The organism is Tardiphaga sp. 619_E2_N8_4, assembly GCF_051810905.1.
Classification (GTDB): domain Bacteria; phylum Pseudomonadota; class Alphaproteobacteria; order Rhizobiales; family Xanthobacteraceae; genus Tardiphaga; species Tardiphaga robiniae.
The window spans coordinates 1,940,356-1,953,009 of the sequence record NZ_JBPWQJ010000001.1 but is presented as its reverse complement, the minus strand read 5'-3'; the positions used below and the strand labels follow the sequence as shown (position 1 = coordinate 1,953,009).

At 62.8% G+C, this 12,654-nt stretch carries 10 protein-coding genes; 8 read left to right on the top strand and 2 right to left on the bottom strand.

Translation table 11 applies throughout. The features are described 5' to 3' along the window. Window positions 1–74: 74 nt before the first annotated feature. Window positions 75–1,361 (bottom strand): DUF445 domain-containing protein, encoded by a 1,287-nt coding sequence (locus tag AB8A23_RS09260; protein ID WP_439059870.1) that lies wholly within the window; start codon window positions 1,359–1,361, stop codon window positions 75–77. Window positions 1,362–1,547: 186 nt separating this feature from the next. Here AB8A23_RS09260 and AB8A23_RS09255 point away from each other — a divergent pair, with 186 nt between their 5' ends. After that, window positions 1,548–1,814 carry a hypothetical protein gene (locus tag AB8A23_RS09255; RefSeq protein WP_068730348.1) on the top strand — a complete coding sequence of 89 codons (267 nt, stop codon included), beginning with the start codon at window positions 1,548–1,550 and terminating at the stop codon, window positions 1,812–1,814. A gap of 159 nt (window positions 1,815–1,973) precedes the next feature. On the opposite strand, the gene AB8A23_RS09250 is transcribed toward AB8A23_RS09255, so the two are convergent. Then, window positions 1,974–3,308, bottom strand: a complete 1,335-nt coding sequence (locus AB8A23_RS09250) for a dihydroorotase (protein ID WP_439059871.1) — start codon at window positions 3,306–3,308, stop codon at window positions 1,974–1,976. Between the two features lie 150 nt (window positions 3,309–3,458). On the opposite strand from AB8A23_RS09250, the gene ygfZ reads away from it, so the two are divergent. From ygfZ to AB8A23_RS09215, 7 genes are all read left to right on the top strand, one after another. Further along, window positions 3,459–4,343, top strand: coding sequence for a CAF17-like 4Fe-4S cluster assembly/insertion protein YgfZ (gene ygfZ / locus AB8A23_RS09245; protein ID WP_439059872.1), 885 nt, complete (start codon window positions 3,459–3,461; stop codon window positions 4,341–4,343). 13 nt (window positions 4,344–4,356) lie between these two features. After that, window positions 4,357–4,983, top strand: a complete 627-nt coding sequence (locus tag AB8A23_RS09240; protein WP_439059873.1) for a DNA-3-methyladenine glycosylase I — start codon at window positions 4,357–4,359, stop codon at window positions 4,981–4,983. Between the two features lie 27 nt (window positions 4,984–5,010). Next, window positions 5,011–5,637, top strand: a complete 627-nt coding sequence (locus AB8A23_RS09235; protein ID WP_093757166.1) for a YfbR-like 5'-deoxynucleotidase — start codon at window positions 5,011–5,013, stop codon at window positions 5,635–5,637. 75 nt (window positions 5,638–5,712) lie between these two features. Continuing rightward, window positions 5,713–6,219 carry a tyrosine phosphatase family protein gene (locus AB8A23_RS09230; RefSeq protein WP_439059874.1) on the top strand — a complete coding sequence of 169 codons (507 nt, stop codon included), beginning with the start codon at window positions 5,713–5,715 and terminating at the stop codon, window positions 6,217–6,219. A gap of 137 nt (window positions 6,220–6,356) precedes the next feature. Continuing rightward, window positions 6,357–9,050 carry a DUF2339 domain-containing protein gene (locus AB8A23_RS09225; protein WP_439059875.1) on the top strand — a complete coding sequence of 898 codons (2,694 nt, stop codon included), beginning with the start codon at window positions 6,357–6,359 and terminating at the stop codon, window positions 9,048–9,050. A 143-nt stretch (window positions 9,051–9,193) separates the two neighbouring features. Next, on the top strand, window positions 9,194–10,702 hold the full coding sequence (locus AB8A23_RS09220; RefSeq protein WP_120287162.1) for a flavin-containing monooxygenase: 1,509 nt from the start codon (window positions 9,194–9,196) through the stop codon (window positions 10,700–10,702). Window positions 10,703–10,887: 185 nt separating this feature from the next. Then, window positions 10,888–12,579, top strand: a complete 1,692-nt coding sequence (locus tag AB8A23_RS09215) for a thiamine pyrophosphate-dependent enzyme (protein WP_120287163.1) — start codon at window positions 10,888–10,890, stop codon at window positions 12,577–12,579. Window positions 12,580–12,654: the final 75 nt, after the last annotated feature.

The window sequence follows — 12,654 nt, the reverse complement described above, 5'->3', positions numbered from 1 at the left end:
AGGTCGGCCTTGTGGCAGTTCAAGCGCATCCCGATACCCCTCCGGCGCCTCACTTCCGCAATGCGGAACTGCTCTCACAGCAGTCGCAACAGATATTCGATCGTGTAGAGCGCCAGCCCGGCGAGCCCGCCGATCAGCGAACCGTTGAAGCGGATATATTGCAGATCGCGGCCTATATTGACTTCGATGACGCCGATCAGCTGCTGCATGTCCCAGCCCTTCACCTGATCGGCGATAAAACTCGACACGCCGCTTTTCTGATCGGCGATGAACGTGCGCAGCACCACGACGATGCCATGGTTGATCTCGCCGCGCATCTCGGCATCGGCGCGCAGCGCTGCGCCGGCCTCGACGAACACATTGGCGAGATGATGTGCCAGTACATTGCTTTCACCCGACGCACTGCGCTCGATGAAGCTGCGCGCATTGTTCCAGAGATTACGCCCAAGTTCGGCAAGCTCGGGGCGCGCCAGCAGATCGCGCTTCAACCCATCGATGCGGCCGGTGAAGCCGGGCTCGGTCTCCAGCCGATCGACGAAGGAGAGCAGCATGCGGTCGAACTCACCACGGAACGGATGCGCTGGATCCTTGCGCACATCGTCAAAGAAGGTCGTGGCCGACGCGACGATGCGCTTCAGCAGGAACGCATCGGCGCGATAGAGTTTGAGCAACGTCGGCAGCTCGTCGCGAATCTTGTTCTTGATGACAGCCAGCGTGTCCGGCTCGGTCAGCGCGCCATGCATGGCGCCGAGCAGGTTATCGAGCAGGCCCTGATGGCGACCATCCCTGATGAAGCCGCGCATGGTGCCGGCAGCGATGGGCGCGAGATCAACCGACTGCAGCTGGGTCATCACGCGGCGCGTGATGAAGGTTTTGAGACCAGACGTTTCCGTCGCCGACATCGCCTCCGGCAACAGCCGCAGCAAGAAACGCGCGAGATCCGCGCTACGCTTTTTGTCGCTCAGCCAGTCTGCAACGAAACTCGCAAAATCCACCTCACGTAATTTGGCCTCGACCGGCCCGGCTTCGAGGAAATGCACCTCGATGAATTCACCCAGCTTGTCGGCGATGCGATTTTGATTCGCCTGGATGATCGCGGTGTGCGGAATCGGCAGACCCAGCGGCCGACGGAACAGCGCGACAACGGCGTACCAGTCCGCCAATCCGCCAATGGTCGCCGCTTCCGCGAAGGCCGCAACGAATCCGAACGCGGGATGAATCGGCAGCAGGATTTTTGCCGTTATGAACACCACCAGACAGCTCGCCAGCACCAGCGCCGCGATCGCCTTGACGCGGCGCAACTCTGCTGCGCGCGCAGCGTCGCCGGGACTCGCGAAAGACGAAAAACTGTTTGCGTCCATAGGCTTCCTCAACCGGTCAAGATGGCCGGTTCCCGCTGTTAACATAATGTCGGACAATGTGAGTCACTGTCGTTAACCTTTCTTAAAGATGTCGCTCGCGGAACCTGCTCCGCGTGGTAAATCTCGATTCGAACTTGCGAGGCGCGCTTCGCTTTGATGAGCGCCGAAGACCGTTTTGGGAATTTCATGAGCGAATCATTGTCGTACCGCCCCGCCCGCGATCCGCTACCGGATCAGGAACAGAAGCAGGCCGCGCTGAGCTATCTCAACGAAGCCTGGGCGGAAGCACGGCATGACGGCGTCGATGGCGATTGCCTCGCGCAGGCCAGCCTGTTCGCGGCCTTTGCCGAGCTCGTCGGCACCTATGGCGAAGACGCCGTAGCGAAGTTTGTCGAGGGTCTTCCGGGCCGCGTGCGCAATGGCGAGTTCTCGCTGACACTGGCACGGCAGTAAGATTTCTTACCCTCCCCTGAAGGGAGGGTCGGTGAGCAATCCGCGAAGCGGATGCGAGACGGGGTGGGGTGAGGCCACACACTACGTCGCTCGTGATTTCACCCCACCCCGCTGCGAGCTTCGCATGCATCGCCCCCCCTCCAGGGGAGGGTGAAGAGTTCAAGCCTTCAACGTCTCCAGGAATTTCACCGTCTCACCCTGCGACGGCGCGACCAGCTCGCCCTGCCACATCACGCGGCGGCCGCGCACGAAGGTGCCGACGGGCCAGCCAGTGACTTTCACACCGTCATAGGGCGTCCAGCCAGCCTTAGAGGCTACCCAGTCATTGGTGATGGTCTCGGTGCGTTTCAGATCCACGATGGTGAAGTCGGCGTCATAGCCCGCCGCGATGCGGCCCTTCATCGCGATGTTGTAGAGCCGCGCGGGACCTGCACTCGACAGATCGACGAAGCGTGCCAGCGACAGGCGGCCGGCATTGACGTGATCCAGCATGATCGGCACCAGTGTCTGCACGCCGGTCATTCCCGAGGGCGACGCCGGATAGATTTTCTTCTTTTCCTCGAGCGTGTGCGGCGCGTGGTCGGAGCCGAGCACATCGATGATGCCCTGACTGATGCCATTCCAGATGCCGTCGCGATGGCTGGCATCGCGCACCGGCGGGTTCATCTGCGCCAGCGTGCCGAGGCGTTCGTAGCATTCTGGCGCCGCCATGGTCAGATGATGCGGCGTCGCCTCGCAGGACGCGACGTCCTTGTGGTCGCGCAAATATTCGATCTCTTCTTTCGTCGAGATATGCAGAACATGAATGCGCTTGCCGGTCTCGCGCGCAAGGTTGACCAGTCGCTGCGTCGCCATCAGCGCCGCAGTCTCGTCGCGCCACACCGGGTGTGAACGAGTATCGCCTTCGATGCGCAGGTTCTTGCGCTCGTTGAGGCGATATTCGTCCTCGGCATGGAAGGCGGCGCGGCGCTTGATGACCTGGAAGATGCGGCGGAGGCTGTCGTCATCCTCGACCAGCAGCGCGCCCGTCGACGAGCCGATGAATACTTTCACGCCGGCGCAGCCGGGCGCACGTTCCAGCTCCGGCAGGTCCTGCACGTTCTCACGGGTCCCGCCGATGAAGAAGGCGTAATCGCAATGCATGCGATGATGGCCGCGCTTCACCTTGTCGGTGAAAGTGGCTTCGTCGATGGTCAGCGGATTGGTATTCGGCATTTCGAACACGCCGGTGACGCCGCCCATCACGGCGCTGCGTGATCCGGTCTCCAGGTCTTCCTTCTGCTCGAGGCCCGGTTCGCGGAAATGCACCTGGGTGTCGATCACGCCCGGAAGGATGTGCAGCCCCTTGCAGTCGATCACTTCAGCGGCCGAGGCCGCACCGAGCGATCCGATGGCCGCGATTCGGCCATTGCGAATGCCGATATCGCGCGCACCCTCGCCGTCCTGATTGACGACGGTGCCGTTCTTCAAAATGGTGTCGAATGTCTGGGTCATCTGGTCTCGTCACAGCCTGTGAATGCCGCGCAGGATGAGCGCGGGCCTTGTTGTCGGCATCTTAGCGGCTTAACTTTAGCTGTCATATCCGCCAGCCGTGATTCACCCTCGTTTCCTGGCTCGTTTATTGGATTTTTCGAGATTTTCCCAATGAAAGCAGCGTTTCTCCCCGATCGGGGTGTGGTGAAAATCGCCGGCGACGACGCCCGCGGTTTCCTCAACAACCTCGTGACCTCCGAGATCGAGGTGGTGACGCCGGGCACCGCGCGGTTCGGCGCGCTGCTGACGCCGCAGGGCAAGATCATCGCCGACTTCCTCATCACCGAAGCGCCGGCCGGCCATGGCGGCGGGCTGCTGATCGACTGCCCGCGCGAACTGGCACAACCGCTGGCCACCAAGCTCGGCTTCTACAAGCTGCGCGCCAAGGTGACGGTAGAGAATCTCTCCGACGCGCTCGGCGTGCTTGCGGTGTGGGATGGCGAGCCCGGCATGAAGCCAGACCTGACCTTCGCCGATCCGCGCAATGCGGAGCTTGGCTATCGCATCCTCGTGCCGCCCGATCTGGTCCCGAAGACGGCTGCGCTGGTTGGTGCCGAACTGGTCGATGCATCAGCCTATGAAGCGCACCGCATCAGGCTCGGCGTGCCACGCGGGGGCGCCGACTTTGCCTATGGCGATGCGTTCCCGCACGAAGCCAATATGGACAAGCTCTCCGGCGTCGATTTCGACAAGGGCTGTTACATCGGCCAGGAGGTCGTCTCCCGCATGCAGCATCGCGGCACTGCGCGCACGCGCATTGTCGGCGTCACGCTGGATGGCGCGGCGCCGGCCGCCGGCACCGAAATCCGCGCTGCGGACAAGCCTATCGGCACCATGGGCTCGTCTGCCGATGGCCGTGGCCTCGCCATGATCCGCACCGACCGCGCCAGTGATGCGCTCGATGCCGATGCCGCTTTCCTGGCTGGCGACATCGCCATTCATCTGGCCGACGCCGCTGCGGTGCGCGCACTGGCCACGAAAAAGACCCCCGCATGAAAAAGATTTCGGCATGAGCAAACCCGCGATCGCGCATGCCGACGGCAAGACGCGCTGCCCGTGGCCGGGTGAAGATCCATTCTATGTCGCCTATCACGACACCGAATGGGGCGTCCCGGAATATGACGACCGCGCGCTCTATGAAAAGCTGATCCTCGATGGCTTCCAGGCCGGCCTCTCCTGGATCACCATCCTGCGCAAGCGCGACAATTTCCGCAAAGCATTCGATGATTTCCAGCCGGAGAAGATCGCGCGCTACAGCGAGAAGAAAGTTCACGCGCTGATGAATGATGCCGGCATCGTGCGCAACCGCGCCAAGATAGAAGGCGCGATCCTCAGCGCCAAAGGCTATCTGAAAATCATGGAAGAAGGCGCCGGCTTCTCGAAATATCTGTGGGACTTCGTCGATGGCAAACCGCTGGTCAACAATTTCAAGACCCATGGCAGCGTGCCGGCCTCGACCCCGCTATCGGCCAAGATCTCCAAGGACCTGCAGGGGCGCGGCTTCAAATTCGTCGGCCCGACCATCGTCTATGCCTTTATGGAGGCCACCGGCATGGTCAACGATCATCTCGTGACCTGCTTTTGCCACGAGGCCTGCATGGGCCTGAAGCGCAAGCCGCGCCTCAAGGCGAAGTAGCAGCAAGAAACTCAAGACAAAAAACCGATGACCAAATCGAAATTCGACCAAAGATTTTCCCGCGACGTCGCCACACGCGCCTGGCAACGCATGCTGTCGGGCCGGCGGCTTGATCTGCTCGATCCCTCGCCGCTGGATATCGAAATTGCCGATATTGCCCACGGGCTCGCGCGCGTCGCGCGCTGGAACGGGCAGACCCACGGCGCTCATATTTTCTCGGTGGCACAGCACACGCTTCTCGTGGAAGCCGTGTTGCGCGAGCAGATGCCGCGCGCTGATGAGCGCGTGCGGCTCGCGGCCCTGCTGCATGACGCGCCGGAATATGTCATCGGCGACATGATCTCGCCGTTCAAGGCGGTGATCGGCGGCGATTACAAGGTGATCGAGAATCGCCTGCTCGGCGCCATCCACATCCGCTTCGGCCTGCCGCCAGCGCTGGAGCCCGGGATCACCAAACAGATCAAGGCCGCCGATATGGGCGCCGCCTATCTGGAAGCCACACGCCTTGCGGGATTCAAGGAGGCCGAGGCAAAGCGTCTGTTCGGCAAGGATCCCGGCCTCTCGGAAGCTATGGTGGAAGATTACCTGACGCCGTGGTCGGCGGGGAAGGCTGAGAAGCGGTTTCTGGCAAGGTTTGAGGCGCTCCTGGCGTAATTTAAACTCCGTCATGCCCGGGCATGACGTGGAGAGAACGGAGCGTTATAACGACGCTCAACAAAAGGTTCCCCGATGATCCACGTCTGCTCGCTCGCCGATCTGCATCCCACCGTGAAGGACACGGCCGCGAGCCACGTGCTCACCATCATGGCCAATGTCGCGCAGGTGCAGCGGCCGCCGTCGATCAGCGAGGCCAATCATCTCAGGGTGCAGGTCGACGACATCACCGAGGCGATGGACGGCTTTGTCGCGCCCAACGAAGGTCACATCACGCAGGTGCTGGACTTCGTCCGCGGCTGGGATCGCGCCTCGCCGCTGGTGATCCATTGCTATGCCGGCATCTCGCGTTCCACCGCCAGCACCTTTGCCGCCGCCTGCATGCTCAATCCGGACCGCGACGAGCGCGACATCGCGCTGCGAATCCGCGCCGCCTCGCCGATCGCCTCCCCCAACCGCCTGCTCGTGACTCTCGCCGACAAGGCGCTGGGCCGCGGCGGCCGTATGGTCCGCGCGCTCGACGAGATGGGCCCCGGCAATCTGACCGTGATCGGCAAACCGTTTCGCCTCGATCTGGATTAATTCCAGCAATTGCACGCCAAATACACGGATCGCGTGAACTAAAGTTCTCCACGACAACACATAGAGTTGCCATGTCCCCGGACGTCGTTCCGGGGCATGATTGGCGCGCGTCCTGCTCTCTGAAGGTTTGATAGTCGATGTTCGATGATTTCGGTTTCGTCACGCTGGTGATTGCTATCGTTGCCTTCATCTTCGCGCGTAAGGCGCGCAATGAGGTGAAGGTGCTGCGCGCCCGGGTCGACGCCTATGAGGCGCTACCGCGCGTGGCGGCAACGCCGGCCGCCGTCGCAAGGCCGGACCTCACACCGACCACGCCGAACGTTGCATCCGCCCCTGCCGTATCCGAGACTCCAACCGAGGTGACCCGCGAAGCTGCCCCCTCGATCCAGCCGGATGTCCCTGCTCGTACTACGCCCGAACCCGCCGCGCCTGTGGAAGCCCCTGCGGCTGGCCCCGGCTTCGAGGAACGCATCGGCACGCGCTGGGTGGTCTGGGTCGGCGGCCTCACGCTGGCGCTCGGCGGCTTCTTCATGGTGCGCTATTCCATCGAGGCTGGCCTGCTCGGCCCCGAAGTGCGCGTGCTGCTCGGCGGCCTGTTCGCCCTGGCATTGCTCACCGTCGGCGAATTTGCGCGCCGCAAGGAAAGCCTCTCGGCAATCGCACCGCTGCCCATCGCCAATATTCCGGCGATCCTCACGGCCGCCGGCACTGCCGTCGCCTTCGCCACGGTCTATGCGGCCTATGCGCTGTACGACTTCCTCGTCCCCGGCACGGCCTTCGCCCTGCTCGGCATCGTCGCCATGTGCACCATGGCCGCGGCATTGCTGCACGGCCCGGCGCTCGCGGGCCTCGGCATTGCCGCCGCTTTCGTCACGCCGGTGCTGGTATCGTCCGGCAAACCGGATTACTGGGCGCTGTATATCTATCTCGCCATCGTTATGGCGGCCGCCTTCAGCCTCGCGCGTATCCGGCTGTGGCGCTGGCTGGCGCTGACCACCATCGTCTTCGCGACGCTGTGGACCCTGCCGGGCCTCGACGCCGGCACACCGGCACTCGCGCCTCATGCGTTCCATGTCCTGGCCGGCTTCATCTTGGCCTCACTGCTGGTCGTCTGCGGCTTCCTGTATGGTCCGCCGGCCGAAGAAGGCCGCATCGAAGGCATCTCGTCGGGCGCCCTCAGTGCGAGCCTGCTCAGCGCGACGCTGGTGGTGCTCTCGAGCTTCCATGCCGACATGGCCATGGTGACCTTCGCGCTGATCGTCGCTGGCACGCTGTTCGTCGCATGGTACGCACAAGCGGCCACCGCGGCGGTTGCCGTGGCCGCTGGCTTCGTCGCCGTGGTCTTCCTGGAGTGGGCCATCCAGGGCAATCTCGACATGCTGGTACTGCCCGGCGGGCCGCTAGCCGGCATCGGCGCCAGCCCGGTGGAAAGCTCGGTGTCGCTGCATCTCGCATCCGCCGCCATCTTCGCCATTGGCTTCGGCGTGCTCGGCTTCCTCGCCCAGGGCCGATCCGTTAGTGCCGTTATTCCGGTGATCTGGTCGGGCGCCGCGGTATTCACGCCGCTGGCGCTGTTGATCGCGCTCTATGCCCGCATCGCGCATCTCGATCGCTCGATCCCCTTCGCCATTCTCGCCGTGATCATCGGCGCAGCCTTCGCGGCCGCCACCGAACTGCTCAGCAAGCGCGAGCCACGTCCGGGTCTCGCGATCTCCACGGCGCTGTTCGCCACCGGCACGCTCGGTGCGCTGGCGCTGGGGCTGACCTTTGCACTGGAGAAAGGCTGGCTCACCATCGCACTGTCGCTGATGGCGCTGGGCACAGCCTGGATCTCCATGCAGCGGCCGATCCCGTTCCTGCGCTGGCTCGCGGCCATCCTTGCCGGCATTGTCGTCGCCCGGATGGGCTGGGAGCCCCGCGTGGTCGGCGATCTCGTCGGCACCACGCCGATCTTCAATTGGCTGCTGTGGGGCTACGGCGTGCCCGCTGCATCGTTCTGGGCCGCCAGCATCCTGATGCGCCGCCGCGGCGATGACGCGCCGCTCCGCATGGTGGAATCCGCTGCGATTCTGTTCACAGTGTTGCTGGCCTTCATGGAGATCCGCCACTTCGTGAATGGCGGCGATGTCTATCGGTCCTCCTCAAGCCTCACCGAGGTCGCGCTGCAGGTCTGCGTCGCACTGGCCATGGCAATCGGACTGGAACGCCTGTGGGAGCGGAGCCGCAGCATCGTTCACAGCGTCAGTGCCGGGCTGCTGACATTGTTCGCCGGCGTAGCAAGTCTCGGCGGGTTGCTGTTCATCACCAATCCCGGCATCTGGCGTATCGATGTCGGCGGCGTAATCTTCAACCTGCTGCTGCTCGGCTATGCTCTGCCCGCGGTGCTCGCTCTGCTGCTGTCCTATGCCGTCGCCGGCCGTCGCAAGCCGGCCTATGGCAACACCATCGCCGGTGGTGCGCTGGTGCTAGCCCTGATGTATGTGACGCTGCAAATCCGCCGCATCTATCACGGTCCGATCTTCTACAACGCTTCAATCACCGACGCCGAGCAATATACGTTGTCGATCGCGTGGCTCGGCTTTGGCGTCGTGCTGCTCGGCATCGGCATCCTGTTCAACTCGCAGCGCGCGCGGCTCGCCTCCGCCGTGGTCATCGCATTGACGATCCTCAAAGCGTTCCTAGTCGACATGTCGTCGCTGACAGGCGTCTATCGCGCGCTGTCCTTCATGTGCCTCGGCCTCGTGCTGGTGGCCATCGGCTGGCTGTATCAGCGCATCCTGTTCTCGAGACGCGCACAGTCACCCGCGGCGGCCCCTGCAGCAGAAAGCTGACGCCTCTCCAGCGCAATTCCCGCTTGCGCATTCCCTGCGATCGTCAATGATACCGATCGCGGCGATCTCCGGCCTTAAACCGGGGATCGCCGCATAAAAGCATCCGCGCACCAAGCGCGAGAGCCAAAAAAGATCGGGAGCCCATGAACGTCCAGGGAAAGATCGCCACAGATCCATCCGTCGAAAACTCCGCCGAACATGTCGATGTCATTGTTGTCGGCGCCGGGATCTCGGGCATCGGCGCCGCTTATCACCTCACCAAGCAAAATCCGGACACGCGTTTTCTGGTTCTGGAAACCCAGGACAGTTTCGGCGGCACCTGGCACACCCATCGCTATCCCGGCATCCGCTCCGACAGTGACCTGCATACGTTCGGCTATCGCTTCAAGCCCTGGACATCGGCGCCCATCGCCACCGCTGCGGAAATCCTGCGCTATATGGGGGACGTGATCGCCGAGAACGGCCTCGGCGCGCATATCCGCTACAAGCACAAGATCCTCTCCGCCAACTGGTCGAATGACGACAAGCTCTGGAGGCTGACGGTCGTCCGCCACGACACCGGCGAGACGCTGAACTTCGCCACGCGTTTTCTCTGGATGTGCCAGGGCTATTACAACCACAGTCAGGGCTACACGCCGCAATGGCCCGGCATGAACCGGTTCAAGGGCCGCATGGTGCATCCACAGACCTGGCCGGAGGACCTCGACATCGCCGGCAAGAAAGTCGTGGTGATCGGCTCTGGCGCCACAGCGGCGACTCTGGTGCCGGCCATCGCCGATAAATGCGCTGAAGTCACCATGCTGCAGCGCTCGCCGACTTTCTTCATCACCGGCCGCAATGCCAACGCTCTGGCAGAGACGCTGCGCGAGCTGGATGTCGACGAAGAATGGGTCCATGAGATCGTCCGCCGCAAGATCCTGTTCGATCAGCAGGCCTTTACCAAGCGGACTAACAGTGAACCGGAGGTGGTGAAAGAGGAACTGCTGAAGGGCGTACAGGCCTATCTCGGCAAGAACTACGATATCGCCACTCATTTCACGCCGCGTTATCGGCCCTGGCGCCAGCGCATCGCCTTCATCCCCGATGGTGATCTGTTCCAGAGCATCAAGGCCGGCAAGGCGACCGTCGTCACCGACGAGATCGAGACCTTCACCGAACACGGCATCACGCTGAAATCAGGCAAGACGATCGACGCCGACGTGGCCGTCACCGCCACCGGCTTCAATCTCAACATGCTCGGCGATATCGCCTTCTCCATCGATGACGCACCGCTGAATTTCTCCGACACCGTGACCTATCGCGGCATGATGTTCACCGGCGTGCCGAACATGGTGTGGATCTTCGGCTATCTCCGTGCCAGCTGGACATTGCGTGTCGATCTCGTCGCCGACTTCGTCTGCGGGCTGCTGAAGCACATGGAAGAGACCGGCACGACCATGGTGACGCCGATGCTGCGGCCGGAGGACAGCGACATGCCGCTACTGCCCTGGATCGATCCGGACGACTTCAATCCCGGCTACATCATGCGCGGCATGCACCTGTTGCCGAAGCGCGGCGACAAGCAGGAGTGGCAGCACAACCAGGACTACTGGAGCGACAAGAACATATTTCCGGCCATCGCCTATGACGATCCGATCTTCCGATACACGTAACAAACGTTCAACACATCGCGCATTTCTCCAAGCATTGCGCAAACATAATTGACCATCATGAAACCGTTTCGCGGTTCAGCTATTGCTGCAGTGCGACCACTCGGCTCCAATCACAATTGGACCGACCGCATTGCTGCTCAGCCCGCCTCCCGGCGGAGAGCCAATTCTAGAAATCGGAGCCCCCAATGTCGAAAACTGTCGCGGATGAGATTGTCCATGTTCTTGAGACGATTGGCGTACAGCAGATTTTCGGCCTGATCGCCGACTCGCTTAATCCTTTGGCGGACTCGGTCCGGCGCAGCAAGATCGAATGGGTCGGGGTACGGCACGAGGAAGGCGCGGCGCTGGCCGCCGCAGGCCAGGCCAAGCTCACCGGCAAGCTCGGCGTTTGCGCCGGCTCCACCGGGCCCGGCAGCACGCATCTCGTCGCCGGTCTCTATGAAGCGGCGCGCGATCACGCCCCGGTGCTGGCACTCTCGGGCGAAATGGCGCGAGCAGCAAAAGGCGTCGACTTTTTCCAGACCACCGAGCCGGACCTGCTGTTTCGCGACGTCGCACTCTACACCCAGACCATCACCACCGCCGCGCAGGCGCCCGGCGTGATCCATCAGGCCATCTCCACCGCCTATGCAGGGCCTGGCGTCGCGCATCTGACGCTGCCTGTCGACGTGCTGTCGTCGAAAGCCGAAGGGGCGACAGCGAGCCTTGCCACGCTGGTGCCACGCGGCGAGATCCTCCCGAATGATGCCGCCATACAGGAAGCCGCCCGCCGCATCGACGAAGCCAGCAGCGTTGTCATAATGTGCGGCCATGGCGCCATCGGCAGCGCCGAACTCCTGCGTGCGCTCAGCGATAAGCTGAAGGCGCCACTGGTGCATTCGGTGCGCGGCAAGGAGATCATGGCGTTCGATGACATCAGATGGATGGGCGGGCTCGGCATGATCGGCACCAAGGCCGTCTACAATGCCGTGCATGATTGCGACCTGCTCGTCATGGTGGGCACCGACTATCCCTATTCCAACTTCCTGCCGCGCAAGGGCAATGTCATCCAGATCGATGTGCGCGCCGAAGCGCTCGGCAGGCGCACGCCGACGAGCCTCGGCGTCATCGGCTCGGCACGGCCAGCGCTGAAGATGCTGCTGGACAGGGTGCAGACCAAGACCGACGGCGAGTTCTTCGAGACGACCAGTCACGCCCGCAAGAAGTGGGATGAGATGCTCGACAAGCAGGCCGATCCTGCGCGCAGCAAGAACAGGATCCACCCGCAGGCCGTCGCGCGCATCGCCAGCGATCTGGCACGGCCCGATGCAATCTTCGTATTCGACACCGGTCTGAACACGCTGTGGTCGGCCAACTGGATCCGCCAGAACGGCACCCAGCGCATCATCGGCTCGTTCAACAATGCTGCGGTCGGCACGTCCGTCGGCCAGGGCAACGGCGTGCAGATCCTCGATCGCAGCAAGCAGGTGATCGTGCTCACCGGCGACGGCGGCTTCAACATGCTGATGGGCGAGTTCATGACCGCCGTTCAGCACAAACTGCCCATCAAGGTCATCGTCTACAACAATTCGGCATTGGGCCTGATCACACTGGAAGCCGAAAGCATTGGCCTGGCGCCGTTCCGCGAGGCCATCGAATTCCCCAATCCCGATTTCGCCGCACTGGCGCGTGCCTGCGGCGCGCAGGGCTTTACGGCCAAGCAGCCGGGCGATCTGAAGAAGGCCATCGCCGACGCGCTGGCCTGTGACGGACCCGCCATCGTCGATTGCGTAGTGGCGGCCGACGAGATCCCGAACCTGCCGCATGTGGACGCCGCCATGGTGGGCAATTACGCGCTGGCGAAGATCAAGGAAGCAGTGATGGCGGTGACGGGCTGATCTCGGACCTATCAGCTGTCATGCGCGGGCTTGTCCCGCGTATCCACGTCTTGGCCGAGGCGAGCAAGACGTGGA

Bases quoted from the DNA above. Each gene is read 5' to 3' on its own strand.
- AB8A23_RS09230 (WP_439059874.1), top strand. From the start codon at position 5,713: ATGATCCACGTCTGCTCGCTCGCCGATCTGCATCCCACCGTGAAGGAC.
- AB8A23_RS09255 (WP_068730348.1), top strand. From the start codon at position 1,548: ATGAGCGAATCATTGTCGTACCGCCCCGCCCGCGATCCGCTACCGGAT.
- ygfZ (WP_439059872.1), top strand. From the start codon at position 3,459: ATGAAAGCAGCGTTTCTCCCCGATCGGGGTGTGGTGAAAATCGCCGGC.
- AB8A23_RS09225 (WP_439059875.1), top strand. From the start codon at position 6,357: ATGTTCGATGATTTCGGTTTCGTCACGCTGGTGATTGCTATCGTTGCC.
- AB8A23_RS09250 (WP_439059871.1), bottom strand. From the start codon at position 3,308: ATGACCCAGACATTCGACACCATTTTGAAGAACGGCACCGTCGTCAAT.
- AB8A23_RS09215 (WP_120287163.1), top strand. From the start codon at position 10,888: ATGTCGAAAACTGTCGCGGATGAGATTGTCCATGTTCTTGAGACGATT.
- AB8A23_RS09220 (WP_120287162.1), top strand. From the start codon at position 9,194: ATGAACGTCCAGGGAAAGATCGCCACAGATCCATCCGTCGAAAACTCC.
- AB8A23_RS09240 (WP_439059873.1), top strand. From the start codon at position 4,357: ATGAGCAAACCCGCGATCGCGCATGCCGACGGCAAGACGCGCTGCCCG.
- AB8A23_RS09235 (WP_093757166.1), top strand. From the start codon at position 5,011: ATGACCAAATCGAAATTCGACCAAAGATTTTCCCGCGACGTCGCCACA.
- AB8A23_RS09260 (WP_439059870.1), bottom strand. From the start codon at position 1,361: ATGGACGCAAACAGTTTTTCGTCTTTCGCGAGTCCCGGCGACGCTGCG.